Below are 16,573 nucleotides of genomic sequence, written 5' to 3'. Positions count from 1 at the left end.
CTACCCTTGATCGAACTGTAATGGAACAGTGACTTTTACGAGTAAGCCTCCGAGCTCGCTGGTTGATAAATGAAGGCCAAATCCATGTCCATAGATTAGTTCTATACGATGATTCAGATTGGAGAGACCGATACCCGTGTGGAGCAGCTTCTCCGGATTAACCTCGCCGCTGATTAAGGCCTCTTCCATTCTTGCCTCGCTCATGCCTTCTCCGTTATCTTCTACTGTTAGCACAAGTGAGTTGCCTTCACTATAGGCCCGAATACGTATAAGCCATACTTCGCGTAGTGTAGGTTCAAGTCCATGCGTGATAGCATTCTCTACAAGGGGCTGAAGGGTTAGCTTCATAAGCTGCCTATTCATGACCTCAGGATTCACGTGCAGATCAACCTGTAGTTTGTCCTCGTAGCGTAGTTTTTGCAGGTAAATGAACCTTTCTAGTTGTTGTAAATCCTCATCAACCGTAACAAATTCCGATCCACGATCAATGCTGTATCGAAGCAAATCGCTTAGTGCAATAACCATCTGTGACTCTTCTCGCATATGTTTATTAGCCAGTGACCAATAGATGGTGTTCAATGTATTGTAGAGAAAATGAGGGCGAAACTGTGCTTTAAGAGCTACGATCTGAGCTTGTTTTTCACTGATTTGTTTGCTTGAGAGGTCAGCAATCGTATGGTCTAGGTTTTGAAGCATGGAGTTATAGCTTGAGTATAGGATAGCCATTTCTTTATTCATGGTTGTTTTTACAAACGGTAGCGTGGTTCCGCGTTCAACGTTGCTTAGCTTGGTTGCGAGATTACGAAGCGGCTTAGACAGTGTCCACGAGAAAAAGAAGGTAAATAATAACGCTGCGGCCATCCCGAGCAGGCCAATTAAAATAATATTTCTGCGAATGCCATTTAAATCTTTAACAGCTTCTTTAGAATCAATGTAAGCAAAAATGCTCCACTCGCTGTAGGGGGAATAAGCGTAGGATACGAACATATTGCGGGAGTTTATGGTATTTGGGATGATTCGTGCTTTATGATTACTGAATTGACTTAGAATTCTATCATCCATATACAGACCTATCTCATCTGGATCGGTGGAATAAACAATAGTGTTGAAGGAATCAACAATTTGAATTTTCTCATTCTTACCAAGATGAAATTGGCTGACAGCGTTATGGATAACCTCCACAGGAAGGACGAGAAATAGGGTTCCTAGCCGATTTAAATCATTCCAATCATTAATTTGCCTAGCTCCCATGACCACTGGGATCGTGCCGTTCTGCCATACATCTACACCAAACCAGAGCATACGGCCGTTATTCTGGGCTATAGCTGGAAACCAATAGGCGCCGCGGATTTCTCTCTCGCTGTCCCAGATTACTTTTAAGGAGCTGCTATTGGTATATACCTGATTATCTGAAAGTCCGAGCAGCTTGAACTGGATGTCATAATTGATGGAACGTGTCTGTTGATCGATGTAGCGGGTGATATCCATAGCGTCAGTAGGAGGTGTGCGGGATTCTGCTAAGTCTCCTAGTGTTTCTTGAATCAAGGGACTGAACATGATCGTAGAAGAGAGTTTGTCGTTATCTTGAAGGATAGCGTCCATTTTACCTTGAAGCTGTTTGACGGACTCCAGAATATATTGGTTCGACCGGTTAAGAACGGCTTGGGATGACGATCGGTAGGACAAAAAAATCGTAAAGGCTACGATAGTGAAAATGATCAGTGAGAAACCCATGATTAATTGAACGAGGATGGAGATTTTCTTGGACATGTCATCACCCGCATGAAAAGATATTCTTCCATACATTGTAACAAAAGCAAATGAAAGCGAATATACCTTGCCGTAAAATACACATATTTATATGGATAATCTCATATTTTTCGGGTAGCGGATGAAAGGTTGTTTTTGCTTGTTTTAATACTGGGTTAATCTTTCTTTACTTTAAAATGAAACTTTTTGCGGTCGGATGCGTCTAATACTATGTTTTGTTATAACGAACGTGGCAAAAAGCAATTCTTCCGCTCCGCTGAGAGCGGTTGCGTTTTTGCGGGGAATATAAGAGGAGTATGAAAAAGACAGAGACCTACTTATATTTACAAATAGGAGCAGAGGAGTCATATCATGGATTTGAAGAAATTAACGTTAGTTGCTGTTTTGGCCATATCTCAGGCCGCCTCGGCAGTGCCGGCTTTTGCTGAATCTGTCAATAGTACCTCAGGTAATACCAATGCAGTAGGAGCAGCTGCCACATCCGCGACGGATGTAATGCCAGAAGCTACTGACCCATTACCGCCAATGCCAACTGAGGTACCAGGGGGAGTCGTATCACCTACACCAACTCCAACTCCAATCCCTGGGGCAACAGCTGAACCGACGACAACAACTGAACCGACAACAACATCCGAACCTACAGCAACAACTGCACCAACTGCTACACCACTCCCAAGTGCAACACCTGAAACCACTACACAACCTACACCAACGGATGGTGTTCGTGCTGCAGCTAGTAATCAGCTTGTACTTATGATGAACAGCAACAAAATGTACCAAAACGGCGTTGAGTATTTGGCTAATCAGCCAATGGCCGTGAAGAATGGCGTCTCATACGTTTCGATCCGAGCTATGGTAGAACGCGTAGGTGTGAAATACATTTACGATTATAAAACGAAAGAGACCATTGTTACCAAAGGAAGCGACGTAATGCGCTTTAAAACGGACAGTAAGATCTATTCCGTTAATGGTAAAAATGTGACGATGAAAGGTCCAGCTTACCAAACTAATGGTACATTCATGGTTCCTTTGACGTCCATCACCGGGGCATTAGGCATTCCTTATACCGTTGATAATGTGCAAAAACGAGTAATTCTTACGTTGAACACGAAGCCAAAAGCTTCTTTTACAGTGCCAACTGAAATTTATGCTGGTGATCCTGTGAATTTTGTAACTTCCAGCTCTTCACCGAATGGTACGGCCATTGTCGATGAACGCTGGGAAGGAAATAAGCAAGATATCTATGATACACCAGGATTTTATGTAGTATCCTATTCCGTTATGGATGCGAATGGACAGTGGAGTGATCCTTACTCTGTGACCATCAACGTACTAAAACCAAATACACCACCAGTCGCTAATTTCACGACAGACAAAGATTCTTACAAGATGGGTGAAATGATCACTTATTCGGATCTAAGCAGCGACCCAGACGGTGATCCAATTGAAGTGACTTGGACGAACAAAGCAGAAGCTTTCTTTACACCAGGTCCAGCAACAGTCGCTATTCAAGTTAAAGATTCACATGGCGCAATCAGCACTTTTGAGAAAACCATTAATATTTCAGATGAAATCTTGTACAGTAAAGAAGATTTCTATAGATTATTCGGTGCTCCGGGTAGCGTATTTAACATCGACGGATCGATGGTTCCAACTTGGCAGAAGGTAGCCTATAATCTTTCTTCTGAGCCATATAACCTTATTCGCAGTAATAGTCCAGAAACAGTGAATACGGAAGGGATCACGTATAAAGAAACATCATTCGGCGGAACTCGCTTTTTGGTCCACCACAAGAATAATATGAATATTAAAACGAAAGTGTATGTGATTGCTAAGAATAACAATCTGTACCCTACGACAATTACAACAGAGTATGTAGGCTTTGGCGGTCCAAGTTCATTTCCAGAAGGCACTGGTAAAATGTCTGTGGAACGTTACTGGAAGTCTATGATTACTAGGGAACATTATAAGACAACGGTCCTTCAACCAGGAGAAAGCGTATCGATTCTTACGGACCTAAACAAAATTGCAATGAAACCAGGCGAGATTGTATCCCTCCAAGCGGATTTATTTAGCGATTATCCTATTGAATATAATGTCATGATGATCGAAGCGAATAAAGATCCTCTAACTACACTTCCTACACTTCCAATATTGGATCGTGATGGGGTGCATAACCGAGGAACTTATGCTGATTCTACACGCATCATCACGGTTACCGACGAAGTAGGAACAACTCCTGCGAGACTTCTTCTCGGTGACAATTCGAGTGATTTGAATTTGACCGGTGTAGACCCAATGAATGGTACTGAAGCATCCAATGCAGGTAATTTTGGTGTGTTATACAAAATCAAATTCGACCGTGTTGCACCTAATTCATTGATTACGTTTAATCCACGTGGCGGTAATTACATGGGACCAGTCATGGTTAATGGTCAAATCGTACAAATGCCGAATTCAGGAAGTCTCTCTAGTGCTGACATGAACAGTGTGATTTATCGTACTGGCGATTATGGCGGCTCCGTGGAGATTTTGTTCACAGCAGCTTCTGGTAGTAACTTGCCGGTGAATTTCCTGGTTACACCGCTGCCAGCGAAGAAATAACAAAATGGGTCCATCCATTAAGTTATTTGGGATTCACCTGAAATAAAAGTCCGGCTGAATATTCCGCAAAGGAATACTCAGCCGGACTTTTTGTATTTATATGTATGATTTTACTCTGATGAGCGCTCATACGCTTGGTTGTTTCATTGACGGGGCATTTATTTTGGGGCATTATTAAGAGAGTGAAATATAAATGAACTGAAATGTTATGGGAGATGAGCGTATGCTGTCGACAGAACAAATATTAGAGGTCATGTCGGGGCAAGGTCTGCGAATCACCGACCAACGCAAAACGCTTGCCAAGTTATTCGGCGAGAATAAGGGTTATTTGTCAGCGAAGGATGTCTATGAGCATATGGGCCGCAAGTATAGCGGACTTAGCTTTGATACCGTGTACCGCAATCTGCGTGTAATGGAAGAGCTTGGTGTACTTGAACAAATCGTCTTTGAAGACGGAGTGAAATTCAAGGGAAGCTGTAATCATCAGGATCACCATCATCATATGATCTGCCTTCAATGCGAGAAAACCTACCCGATTAATTTCTGCCCGATGAATTTAACGGATACTCCTGATCAATTCCGGGTAGTCAAGCATAAATTTGAGGTGTTCGGTTATTGCAAGGAATGTGAAGAGAACCGGGAAGAAGAACTAGTCGCAGCAGCTAATCGCAAAAAAGGGGTCTAAGAATGGCGACCCTTCGTAGAACGATCCAGGCTCCCATTCGGGTGTACCGCAAGTACATTTCCCCGATTAAGCCTGCCACTTGTCGCTTCTATCCAACCTGCTCTGCCTATGCACTAGAAGCTATTGAAGTCCATGGTCCACTTAAAGGTTCATGGCTTGCTGCCAAGCGGATTGCTAGATGCCATCCCTTCAATCCAGGGGGACTTGATCCGGTTCCGCCTCTTGAAGAACACCCCACGAAGAAGGATTCTGCTCGCGCGACTTGACACGAGCCCTTGCCATTGGGTATATTCACAGGTAATAGTATGAATTCCGAGGAACGGATGAGTAAATCGGTACGCCCATTACAGAGAGCCGGAACGAGCTGAAAGCCGGTATGGAGCGTTAGATTGAATATGGTCCGGGAGGAACTGTGTTCGAGCGGGAACTGCAATTGAGGTTCACGTAAGATAACGGCGTGTTCCAGCGTTAATGGACAGTTCCCGAGAGGGAACTGGCGAAGCCTGATCTCTGTGAAGAGACAGGAAATTTGGGTGGTATCGCGTGAGTTATACTCTCGCCCCATTAAAGGGGCGGGAGTTTTTTGTCTTTTTATGAAAGAAAGGATGATTAATCAATGAGCGAAAAGAAAACTTTTTACTTAACTACACCTATCTACTATCCGAGTGATAAGCTGCATATCGGACATGCTTATTCTACCGTAGCTGGAGATGCAATGGCCCGCTACAAACGTCTACGCGGCTATGATGTAAGGTATCTTACAGGTACAGACGAGCATGGTCAAAAGATTGAACGGAAGGCAGAGGAAGCAGGTAAAACCCCTCAGCAGTTCGTAGATGACATCGTTGTTGGCATTAAGGAATTATGGCGCAAGCTAGACATCTCCAATGATGACTTCATCCGTACAACGGAAGAGCGTCATAAAAAGGTTGTTCAGGATATTTTTGATCGACTGCTCAAGCAAGGTGACATCTATAAAGGCGAATATGAAGGCTGGTACAGTATTCCGGATGAAACCTTCTATACAGAAACACAATTGGTTGATATCGTTCGAGATGACAATGGCGTAATCATTGGTGCAAAAAGCCCTGATAGCGGTCATCCGGTTGAACTGGTGAAGGAAGCGAGTTATTTCTTCCGGATGAGTAAATATGCAGATCGATTGCTGCAATTTTATGAGGAGAATCCGGAGTTTATTTTGCCGGAATCCCGTAAAAACGAAATGATCAACAACTTTATCAAGCCTGGTCTGGAGGATCTTGCGGTTTCCCGTACGACTTTCGATTGGGGTGTTAAGGTTAAAGGCGATGAAAAGCATGTAGTGTACGTATGGATCGATGCATTGACAAATTACATTACTGCTTTGGGTTACGGTTCCGAGGATCGTAGTCTGTACGATAATTTCTGGCCTGCTGATGTGCATATTGTCGGCAAAGAAATCGTCCGTTTCCATACGATTTACTGGCCAATCATTCTAATGGCGCTGGGTGAGCCTCTTCCGAAAAAGGTATTTGCTCATGGTTGGCTGCTCATGAAGGATGGTAAAATGTCAAAATCCAAAGGGAACGTAGTAGATCCAGTTACATTAATTGATCGTTACGGCCTGGATGCACTTCGTTATTACCTGCTACGGGAAGTACCATTTGGTTCGGATGGTACATTCACACCGGAAAGCTTTGTAGATCGGGTTAACTATGATCTTGCTAATGACCTTGGTAACCTGTTGAACCGGACAGGTGCGATGGTAGAGAAGTATTTCGGTGGAGAGCTTCCAGCGTATGAAGGAAATGTAACAGCATTTGATGGTGAGCTTCAAGCTGCGGCAGAGAATACTTATGCCAAAGTAGAAGAAGCGATGGAAAAAATGGAGTTCTCCGTAGCGCTAACAGCGATCGGGATCTTTATCAGCCGCACCAATAAATATATTGATGAGACACAGCCTTGGGTGCTTGCTAAGGATGAGAGCAGAACAGCTGAGTTGGCTTCCGTAATGAGACATCTTGTGGAAGGTCTTCGCACCGCTTCCATTCTACTGCAGCCGTTCTTGACGCAAACCCCAGCGAAGATTTGGGAACAGCTTGGCATCGAAGTTGGTGAATTAACGACATGGGACAGCGGCAAGACCTTTGGTCTGATTCCGGCAGGAACAAAGCTGGTGAAAGGCAATCCAATCTTCCCTCGTCTGGATGTGGAGCAAGAGGTAGCTTATATCGCCGAAGCCATGGGCGCTGGTAAACCGGCTGCTGAAGCGACCGAAGCAGCACCTGCGGCTCCTGTGGTATCCGAGCCTGAGGAAGAGCATAAAGAAGAGATCGGCATCGACGATTTCGCCAAGGCTGAGCTTCGGGTAGCTCAGGTCATTGCAGCTGAGCCTGTGAAGAAAGCCGACAAGCTGCTGAAGCTGCAGCTGGATCTAGGTTATGAGCAGCGTCAAGTCGTTTCTGGTATCGCGAAGTTTTACACACCGGAAGAGCTGGTAGGCCAAAAAGTGATTTGTATTGTGAACCTGAAGCCAGTGAAACTGCGCGGAGAATTGTCCCAAGGGATGATTTTAGCGGCTTCTAAAGGTGACCAGTTAACCATCGCCACAGTTCCAGATAGCATGCCAAATGGAGCTATTGTGAAGTAAGATTCGTTATGTAGAATCTATATATGTAATTGTTATATAAGAAAGGGAATGCTCCTTCAGCCAGCTAGGCTGTGGGAACATTCCTTTTTTCAACGTATAAGAAGGGATAAAATTCAGAATCATCTTATTAGGATTTATTGTTGACTTATCGTAATGATTACTATTATACTTCTAATAGTAAAGATTACGATTTGAGAGGGAGATCAATTTAATGGTTGCTATGAAGTCACGAATAAGTCTGCTTATACTTGCATTGGTGCTTGTATTTACACTCACTGCATGTGGACCTAAGAGCAGTGGAAGTATAGTTGAAGGGAAAGTAAATGTTGTAACTACTTTTTATCCTATTTATGAGTTTACTCGGGAAATTGGTGGAGATGATATAAATGCCATTAATCTTCTTCCGGTTGGTGTAGAGCCGCATGATTGGACACCACGCAGTCAGGATATTGTCAATACCTCCAAAGCGCAACTATTCTTGTACAATGGAGCAGGGCTTGAGGGATGGGTTCCTAATTTTCTAAAAGGACTTGATAGTAGCAGTAAAGTGGAAGCTGTTGAAGTAAGTAAAGGTGTTAATTTAATAATGACCGATGAAGATGACGGACATGATCATGGGGGAAGCGGCGAAGAGGATCATCACGAAGATGATGCTGATCATAATAGCCATTCTTCTGAGGATAGCCTTCATACGGACCCACATACCTGGGTAAGTCCAAAATCAGCGATCATCATGGCGCGCAATATAAAAGAAAGCCTTCAATCTGTGGACCCTGAGCATAAAGATGGTTATGAAGAGCGTTACAATAAGCTTGCTGAACGTTTACAGGCTTTGGATAGTAAATTTGAACAGGAGCTTACCAAGCTGCCTAACCACAAAATTGTAGTTTCGCACCAAGCTTTTGCCTATCTTGCCCGTGACTATAAGCTTGAGCAGCATGCGATTATGGGATTATCCCCAGACGCTGAGCCGCGTGGACAGGATTTAGTAAACCTGGCGAAGATGGTTAAAGAGGAGAAAATTCAATACATCTTTTTTGAAGAGCTTGTCTCCGATAAACTGGCTAAGACGTTAGCGGCTGAAGCTGGTGTGTCTACTATGGTTCTTAATCCGGTAGAGGGTCTTACTGCGGAGCAAGAAAAGAACGGGGATAACTACTTCACCTTGATGGAGAAAAATTTGCAAAATCTGATTATGGCTTTACAATAAAAAGGAAAGTATAAGGAAAAGGCGGTGCTAAAGCATGCAATCGGTATCCTTGGACTGCCATCAGCATATCATCGATATACAGGATCTTTCTTTTTCATATGGTGAACAGAAGGTGATCTCGAATCTTAACTATAGTGTAAGAGAACGAGACTTCCTTGGTATCATTGGTTCTAATGGCGCTGGTAAAACAACACTGATGAAGATGATCGTCGGTTTGCTTCCGGCAAGCAGTGGTGAAATCAAACTATTTGGAACGCCTGTCCGCAAGTTTAAAGACTGGGAACGGATAGGTTATGTTCCACAAAAGAACGCCTTCAACCCGCTGTTTCCAGCAACGGTGCGTGAAGTAGTGCTATCTGGTTTGTACAACAACAAGAATCTTATTCGAAGAGTATCTAAGGCTCAGCATCGTCAGTGCGAAGATGCACTTGAAGTGATGCGGATACAGGATATTGCGGAGAAAAGAGTAGGCCAGCTGTCAGGCGGTCAGCAGCAACGTGTATTTCTAGCACGTGCGTTGATCAACCATCCGGATCTGCTGATTTTGGATGAGCCTACAGTCGGTATTGATGCTGAATCACAAGCAGGATTCTTTGAATTAATTACACATATGCATGCCCATCATCATATGACATTCCTAATGGTGTCGCATGATATTGACATGATTAAGAATTACTTAGGGAATGAACCTGTGCAAACGAACGGTAAGATTAACTTTTTCTCCCGTCATTCTCATGATTTGCAGAATTGTACAGAGGAGAACCTGCAGCACACACTCTCTTAGGTCATAGTTAAACTCTGGTAGTAAAAGGGAACACTCGATTATTGGGGGCGTACATAGAGAATCGGATATGTTCAGTAACCCCACCTCCTACGCCAGTTGCACTTGACGGGTGTCTAGAGGGCAGAGCCCTTGAGGCCCTCCCTTAGGAGGGAGGGGTTGGGAGGAATCAAAAAAAGATTTTAATAAAAGCTTTTAAAAATGTTTCAATTGTTCTACGGAGGAGAGTTAAAGTTGGAAATTCTATTTAGCGATTTTTTTCAGCGAGCGCTTGCGGGCGGTCTTCTGATAGGCATTACAGCGCCGCTTATAGGCGTTTTTCTTGTGCTCAGACGTTTATCTATGATTGGGGATACGCTGGCTCATGTTACGATTGCCGGTGTGGCACTTGGTTTTTTGACAGGATTTTACCCGCTGGGAGCAGGTCTTATTTTTGCAGTGGTGGCTTCCTTCGCGATAGAGAAGCTGCGCAAGGCTTATAAGAGTTATGCAGAGCTCTCGATAGCCATAATTATGTCGGGCGGAGTGGCTTTAGCCTCACTCTTTTTCACTTTAGGAAAAGGTTATAATGCAGATGTTATGAGTTACTTGTTCGGTAGCATTTATACGCTAGACAATACCGATTTAATCGTAGTAGGGATCGTAACGATAGCAGTTGTAGTAGTAGTATCTCTGTTCTTTAAGGAGTTCTTCTTACTTAGCTTTGAAGAGGATGCTGCGAGTGTCAGCGGACTCCCAGTGAAGCTGCTTAACATGTTGATTACCATTCTGACGGCGCTTGTAATCAGTACTGCGATTAAAATTGTTGGATCTTTGCTGGTATCAGCTCTACTGACCATTCCTGTGGCCATCAGCTTATTGTTATCTCGAAGCTTTAAATCCTCAGTCATTCTATCCGTCATCATTTCGGAAATTGCTGTTGTAGGCGGACTAGTGGTTGCAGGAGTTTGGAATCTGGCCCCTGGTGCAACCATTGTGCTTTTACTCATATCACTATTAGTGTTGACTTTGATTGGTAAAAAGGGTTTGCCAGCATAAACAGCGAATAAAATATAGGGTATGCCCTGAAGTGACTCGAATGCTGGAAGGAGAGCCGCTACCTTGTCTAATATCAATGCAGGAATAGCCTTAGCAGCAGGGATAGCATCGTTTATATCACCTTGCTGCTTACCGCTTTATCCCTCTTATTTATCGTATATTACCGGATTATCCGTTCAGCAATTGAAGTCAGGCAGCAATACCAAAGAGGTCCGTATACGCACAATAACCCATACATTGGCATTTATTTTAGGTTTTTCAGCGGTTTTTTACACTTTGGGATTTGGTGCAGGACTATTTGGACAATTTTTTAATGGACAGCGTGATCTGATCCGGCAATTATCGGCGATTTTGATTATTGTGATGGGATTATTTTTGCTTGGGATCTTTCAGCCGCAATTTCTACTTCGCGAACGTAAGCTTGATTTAAAATGGAAGCCGGCGGGTTATGTGGGATCCTTTATTTTTGGTATCGGTTTTTCAGCGGGCTGGTCTCCATGTATTGGACCGATTCTGACTGCGATTATCGCACTTTCTGCAAGTGAGCCTGGCACGTGGTTTACGTTAATTACGGCTTATAGCATCGGGTTCGCATTGCCATTCTTTGTCTTAGCCTTCTTTCTTGGAGGAGCCAGACGTATCCTTAAATATTCAAATGTGCTGATGAAGATTGGTGGCGTTCTCATGGTATTTATGGGCGTTCTGCTCTTTACAGATCAAATGTTTCGGATCACAGTTTGGCTACAGGGAATCACACCAGATTGGCTCATTTTTTAAGTGAAATAATCAATTCCTGCTTCTGGAAAATGTTCGAATATCCGCTCTGTGATAAACTCTCGCAGGGCGGTTTGCTGTTCATCTGGATAGACATATTTATTTTGTCCCCAGCGCCCCCATTTCTTCTTACGCTTCTCCATGTCCATTTCTAGCTTGGATTTGGGGTAGCGCTTCTCTATAACCGTCTTAGCGGTTTTGGTGAATCGATGCTGAATCATTTCGAAGGTTAATCCTTTTCCGACTTCAGGGGGGAGGGTCTGGGCTAACTTGGCCAGTAGCTCAGCATAACCTTCTTGCCAGCCGTCATACCAAATAATTGGAGCAATGATAAAGCCAAGAGGATAACCCGCCCGTGCTACCTTTCCAGCGGCTTCAATACGCTCCTCAAACCGGGAGGTGGCAGGCTCGAAATTTTTAATTACATAATCTGCGTTCACGCTGAAGCGAACTCGGGTATGTCCGTTATGTTCCAAAGCAAGCAGTGGTTCAACATGTTGGTATTTGGTCACAAAGCGCAGGCGGCCAAGGGGTTCTTTTGCCATAAATGTAATCAGTTCTGCCAGAGAGCCGGTAATATGCTCAATTCCTAAAGGATCTGATGTGCAGGCAGCTTCAAAAGTGGTGATTTCTGGATTGCGCTCCTCAATATATTTTTTGGCAGCATCTATAATGTCACCTGTGTTTACATATACGCGAATGTAGGGCTTTGCTCCTAAGGTAGTCTGCAAATAGCAATAATGGCAGTGCCCCATACAGCCGGTGGCAATGGGAATAGCATAATCAGCCGATGGCTTGGATTGGTCAAATTTCAAAGTTTTGCGTAGGCCGACAACAAGCGTTCTTTTGGCAATTTTATATTGCTCGACCTCCGTTTCACCAGGGAAATTCATAATACGATTATGTGATGTGGTCATACGATATGGGATATTGTTAGCCTTTACCCATTCCATTATTTTTTCACCTTTAGGGTAATTTAAAGCATTCGGTTCAAAGAAAACAAGCTCTGGAAGAAAAAGTGCAGTAGGTTTTCTGGGTCTTTTTACAGTAGAGGGCTCTGGCGTCACTATAGTCATAAATTCACGCTCCTTTTGAATGACGAGTATGTTTATTATGTCTAACTCAGCCCCAATAGAAGCATGGCAAACATGTGCAACTCATCTGTAAGTTCCTTTGAAGGACTTGCCAAGGTGCGTTAGAAACATGTATCATTGTTAGAGCAAGGTTTGGCCCGGCGCCATGCTCATTATAGAAAAGAGGTAAAGTTTAATGCCAACACCCAGCATGGAGGATTATTTGGAGCGCATATACAAGCTCATAGATGAGAAAGGTTATGCGCGGGTCTCGGATATTGCCGAGGGACTGGAAGTACACCCCTCCTCTGTGACCAAGATGATCCAAAAACTGGATAAGGACGAATATCTCATCTATGAGAAATATCGTGGGCTTGTCCTAACCAACAAAGGGAAAAAAGTAGGAAAACGTCTGGTTGATCGCCATCAACTATTGGAGGAATTCCTCGGGTTGATCGGAGTACAGCAGGAATACATTTATAATGATGTTGAAGGAATCGAGCATCACTTAAGTTGGGATTCGATTACGCGTATTGAAACATTGGTAGAATATTTCCGCCGCGACGAAGAACGTGTACAGACTTTATATGCGATTCACAACGAACTGACAAGCGATTCTTGAAATGTTTTTCCCGAAACGGATACTGTCCTAAAAGTTATGCGCAGCAAGGCTTTCGTGAGCATAATCAGTGGATAGTATAGCCGTTTCTATTTTGTTTAGTGCAACCTTTCCCAGTTTTTAGCGTCAAAACGGATACAGTCCTTTTAAAAATATAAGAGAGTATGAGTTTTATTCGGTACTTCTTATATTTTTTGCAGAGACAGATACCCCCTTTTTAGAAGGAGGCATTCTCTCATCTGCTTGAAGGATTTATCCGTTTTTTCTTATTTTTTGGATACATATTTTTTAGATTTGGGGAGGAATTATGAATTATCGTAAATGGATGTTGAGTTTGTTAGTACTTATGTTGTTTCTGCCTTTATGGTCTCCTGGTGCACGCGCGGCAGCGGTGCAAATTACGATTGAACTGGATGGAGAGGCGCTGGTTAGTGATGTGCCTCCGTATATCACAACTTCCAATGTAACGATGGTGCCAATAAGTGTGATCAGTAAAGGATTAAATGCCGGCGTAGTATGGAATCAAAATAGTAAGACTGTAACGATCACTCAAGGAGATACGATTCTCAAGCTGACCAGTGGCCTGAAAAACGCATGGGTAAACGATACTTCGGTAGCGCTGGATACATCCGTGCAGATTAAGCAGGGGCGGGTAATGGTACCCATTCGTTTTGTAAGTGAGCAATTGGGACTGCAGGTGTTATGGGATCAGGTTAATAAGCATATTTCCTTGATCTCCAACACTGAACCACCACAATCTGTCGATCCAGAAAAACCAACGACACCAACGACACCAACAGTGCCGACGTTACCGACTATCCCTGGTGGATCGACTGGTAAGGAGATGAAGGGGGCTTGGATCTCTACCGTATTCAACCTGGACTGGCCTTCAACGTCTTCGGCAGGAAATGAAGCGAAACAAAAGCAGGAGTTTGATAATTTGTTAGACAAGCTAAAGGCTGTTGGCTTTAATGCTGTATTTGTTCAGGTTAGACCTTCAGCAGATAGTCTGTATCCATCGACTTTAGTTCCTTGGTCTAAGGTATTGACGGGTACACAAGGGAAGAATCCGGGATATGATCCTCTAAGCTATATGGTCAGTGCTGCGCATTCCCGCGGCATGCAGTTTCATGCTTGGTTCAACCCATTCCGTGCAACGACGGATGCTTCCACCTCAGCGTTAGCAAGTAACCATGTGGCAAAAGCACATCCAGAATGGATTGTGAATGCCGATGGTAAGAAATACATTAATCCAGGTATTCCGGAGGCTCGCCAGCATATCATCGACACGGTGATGGAAGTGGTTAAAGGTTACGATATCGATGGTGTCCATTTGGATGATTACTTTTATCCTTCAAATGTTACTTTTGCCGATGATGCTGCTTATTCTACCTATAATACGAAAAAGCTTTCTAAAGCTGATTGGCGCCGAGATAATATTAATGAATTTGTGCGTCAGTTGGGAGAACAGATTCATAAGGTGAAGCCAAAGGCTTCTTATGGAATCAGTCCTTTTGGAGTATGGCGAAATATTAAAAATGATAGTACAGGTTCGGACACGACTGCAGGGGTATCTGCTTATGACAGCATGTATGCGGATGTTCGGACATGGATTAAGCAGGGCTGGATTGATTATGTCGCTCCGCAAATTTATTGGAGTTTGTCCTTTAGCACAGCTCGTTATGACAAGTTAGTAGATTGGTGGGTAAAAGAAGTCGAGAATACGAATGTTAAACTCTACATCGGGTTAGCTGGTTATAAGGTCGGAGCCAGTGATCAAAAGGCTGAATGGCAAAGTGGAGATCAAATTATTAATCAGCTCAAATATAATGAGAAGTACGAAGAGGTTGCAGGTAGTATTATGTTTAGAGCGAATGACGTCGTAGTCCGCAATCCGTTCGGATTGTCGAGCTTACTGACCTTTTATTTTAAATCCTAATAGTTTAGCTGTTATTCATAAGGAGTCATGAATGTTCCCCCGTGCTCATAGATAAGCAATAGAATCTATGGGAAACGGGGGATTTTTGTGTATGGAGATTAACGCAGTATTTGAAGGAGGAGGCGTAAAGGGGATTTCTCTTGCGGGAGCAGTTGAAGCTACAGAAAGGGCAGGCTGGACTTTTAAAAGGGTAGCAGGAACCTCCTCAGGTTCGATTGTAGCCACTTTACTAGCAGCGGGCTATGAAGGGGAGGAAATGTGTCGGATAATCCAAGGAACATCCTTTTCATCGTTTCTGAAGCGAGGTCCCATTTATAATACGACTATCGTTGGTCCTGCGCTGCGAGTGTTATTGAAGAAAGGATTATATTCTGGAGAAGCCTTGGAGTCATGGATAAGAGCATTATTACTGAAAAAGGGGATCATCACCTTCCGTGATCTGCCTGCCGGTAAATTATCTATCATCGCATCCGATATCACAAATGGAAGGATATTGGTCTTGCCAGATGGCTTGGAGCAGTATGGGATCTCTCCGGAGCATTTTGAAGTGGCCAAGGCAGTGCGAATGAGCTGCAGCATTCCTTATTTTTTTGATCCTGTAATGTTAAGACTAAACGGGCAGGCAGCAAGAGGGAAATCCTTTGCCGAGCAGTTTGTGTATGTTGTAGATGGTGGGCTCTTGAGTAACTTTCCGTTGTGGCTATTTGACAGCAAGAATAATGGGAGCAAACAACCTGGGAGCAGAATTCCTACGGTAGGTTATCAAACGGTAGGTAAGACCGATCCACAGCCGCATAAAATTAGAGGGCCATTCAGTATGCTCCAAGCTATGGTAACCACCATGCTCTCTGCTCATGATGAGAAGTTTATTGAAGGGGATAAATTTGTTCGTACGGTAAAAATTCCTACGCTTGGGATTGGGACGACTCAATTTGAAATTACAAAAGCGCAAAGCGATGAAATGTATGCTGCTGGACTTAAAGCAGGAGAAGATTTCTTTAAGGAGTGGCGACCAAGATAACGAACATGATAATATCCATATGAGAAAAAAGCATCCCGCACGTTACTTAAAACGTGGAGATGCTTTTTGGAGTTCTTATGAAGTTAGTGATACTTCGGAAGCTGATCGTCATTTTTCCCTTTACTTCCTTCGATCACTTGGAAAGGATAGCTTTTGCGTTTGCCTGGTGCAGCTTGAGTCTTACGAATTCCTGCTACCTTTGACATGGTTTTCTGGGAAGGCTTCACTTTAACCTTAGATCCACTGCTGCTACGAGCGTATTTGCCTGGTCCCATTTTTTTGTAAGCATAATAAATGATTGCTAACAGTACTAGGGGGAGAATCAGCTTCGACAGCGTAAAGAAGGGCTCAGTCAAGACTCCAATCACAAAACCGAAAATCGCAAGCGTAACCGTAATCCAAAAAATTAAAGCATGCCTGATCATAGATC

Annotated in this window: 14 protein-coding genes; 11 read left to right on the top strand and 3 right to left on the bottom strand. The window is 43.5% G+C overall.

Annotated features, from left to right (window positions below):
• Nucleotides 1-1,770 carry a sensor histidine kinase gene (locus MKX41_RS16305; RefSeq protein ID WP_042190508.1) on the bottom strand — a complete coding sequence of 590 codons (1,770 nt, stop codon included), beginning with the start codon at nucleotides 1,768-1,770 and terminating at the stop codon, nucleotides 1-3.
• A 351-nt stretch (nucleotides 1,771-2,121) separates the two neighbouring features.
• Between MKX41_RS16305 and MKX41_RS16300 the strand changes: the two genes are divergently transcribed.
• From MKX41_RS16300 to MKX41_RS16265, 8 genes are all read left to right on the top strand, one after another.
• Nucleotides 2,122-4,374, top strand: a complete 2,253-nt coding sequence (locus MKX41_RS16300) for a copper amine oxidase N-terminal domain-containing protein (RefSeq protein WP_042190505.1) — start codon at nucleotides 2,122-2,124, stop codon at nucleotides 4,372-4,374.
• A 223-nt stretch (nucleotides 4,375-4,597) separates the two neighbouring features.
• Complete coding sequence (locus MKX41_RS16295) at nucleotides 4,598-5,059, top strand: Fur family transcriptional regulator (RefSeq protein WP_042190503.1); 462 nt, start codon at nucleotides 4,598-4,600, stop codon at nucleotides 5,057-5,059.
• 2 nt (nucleotides 5,060-5,061) lie between these two features.
• The gene (yidD, locus tag MKX41_RS16290) at nucleotides 5,062-5,325 is read left to right on the top strand and encodes a membrane protein insertion efficiency factor YidD (protein WP_042190501.1); all 264 of its coding nucleotides are present in this window, start codon (nucleotides 5,062-5,064) and stop codon (nucleotides 5,323-5,325) included.
• 350 nt (nucleotides 5,326-5,675) lie between these two features.
• The gene (gene metG / locus MKX41_RS16285; RefSeq protein WP_076284468.1) at nucleotides 5,676-7,688 is read left to right on the top strand and encodes a methionine--tRNA ligase; all 2,013 of its coding nucleotides are present in this window, start codon (nucleotides 5,676-5,678) and stop codon (nucleotides 7,686-7,688) included.
• A gap of 211 nt (nucleotides 7,689-7,899) precedes the next feature.
• Entirely contained in the window at nucleotides 7,900-8,898 is a 999-nt protein-coding gene (locus MKX41_RS16280) for a metal ABC transporter solute-binding protein, Zn/Mn family (protein ID WP_042190497.1), read from the top strand.
• A gap of 34 nt (nucleotides 8,899-8,932) precedes the next feature.
• Complete coding sequence (locus MKX41_RS16275) at nucleotides 8,933-9,682, top strand: metal ABC transporter ATP-binding protein (RefSeq protein WP_042190495.1); 750 nt, start codon at nucleotides 8,933-8,935, stop codon at nucleotides 9,680-9,682.
• Between the two features lie 231 nt (nucleotides 9,683-9,913).
• The gene (locus tag MKX41_RS16270; protein ID WP_042194307.1) at nucleotides 9,914-10,717 is read left to right on the top strand and encodes a metal ABC transporter permease; all 804 of its coding nucleotides are present in this window, start codon (nucleotides 9,914-9,916) and stop codon (nucleotides 10,715-10,717) included.
• Between the two features lie 63 nt (nucleotides 10,718-10,780).
• The gene (locus tag MKX41_RS16265) at nucleotides 10,781-11,494 is read left to right on the top strand and encodes a cytochrome c biogenesis CcdA family protein (protein ID WP_339797658.1); all 714 of its coding nucleotides are present in this window, start codon (nucleotides 10,781-10,783) and stop codon (nucleotides 11,492-11,494) included.
• Here MKX41_RS16265 and splB read toward each other — a convergent pair.
• The gene (gene splB, locus MKX41_RS16260) at nucleotides 11,491-12,567 is read right to left on the bottom strand and encodes a spore photoproduct lyase (protein WP_340971856.1); all 1,077 of its coding nucleotides are present in this window, start codon (nucleotides 12,565-12,567) and stop codon (nucleotides 11,491-11,493) included. The two genes, MKX41_RS16265 and splB, sit on opposite strands and share 4 nt — an antisense overlap.
• A 193-nt stretch (nucleotides 12,568-12,760) precedes the next feature.
• Between splB and mntR the strand changes: the two genes are divergently transcribed.
• The 3 genes from mntR to MKX41_RS16245 all read left to right on the top strand — a co-directional run bounded on the left by mntR (nucleotide 12,761) and on the right by MKX41_RS16245 (nucleotide 16,143).
• On the top strand, nucleotides 12,761-13,186 hold the full coding sequence (mntR, locus tag MKX41_RS16255) for a transcriptional regulator MntR (RefSeq protein ID WP_042190488.1): 426 nt from the start codon (nucleotides 12,761-12,763) through the stop codon (nucleotides 13,184-13,186).
• A 304-nt stretch (nucleotides 13,187-13,490) separates the two neighbouring features.
• Complete coding sequence (locus MKX41_RS16250) at nucleotides 13,491-15,122, top strand: family 10 glycosylhydrolase (RefSeq protein ID WP_340971853.1); 1,632 nt, start codon at nucleotides 13,491-13,493, stop codon at nucleotides 15,120-15,122.
• 91 nt (nucleotides 15,123-15,213) lie between these two features.
• The gene (locus tag MKX41_RS16245; protein ID WP_340971851.1) at nucleotides 15,214-16,143 is read left to right on the top strand and encodes a patatin-like phospholipase family protein; all 930 of its coding nucleotides are present in this window, start codon (nucleotides 15,214-15,216) and stop codon (nucleotides 16,141-16,143) included.
• An 83-nt stretch (nucleotides 16,144-16,226) separates the two neighbouring features.
• On the opposite strand, the gene MKX41_RS16240 is transcribed toward MKX41_RS16245, so the two are convergent.
• Complete coding sequence (locus MKX41_RS16240; protein WP_042190481.1) at nucleotides 16,227-16,568, bottom strand: hypothetical protein; 342 nt, start codon at nucleotides 16,566-16,568, stop codon at nucleotides 16,227-16,229.
• Nucleotides 16,569-16,573 lie beyond the last annotated feature (5 nt).

The sequence above is a fragment of the Paenibacillus sp. FSL R5-0475 genome (genome assembly GCF_038004585.1).
GTDB lineage: Bacteria > Bacillota > Bacilli > Paenibacillales > Paenibacillaceae > Paenibacillus_AQ.
The sequence above is the reverse complement of the archived record's forward strand: the minus strand, read 5'-3'. Positions and strand labels throughout refer to the sequence as shown.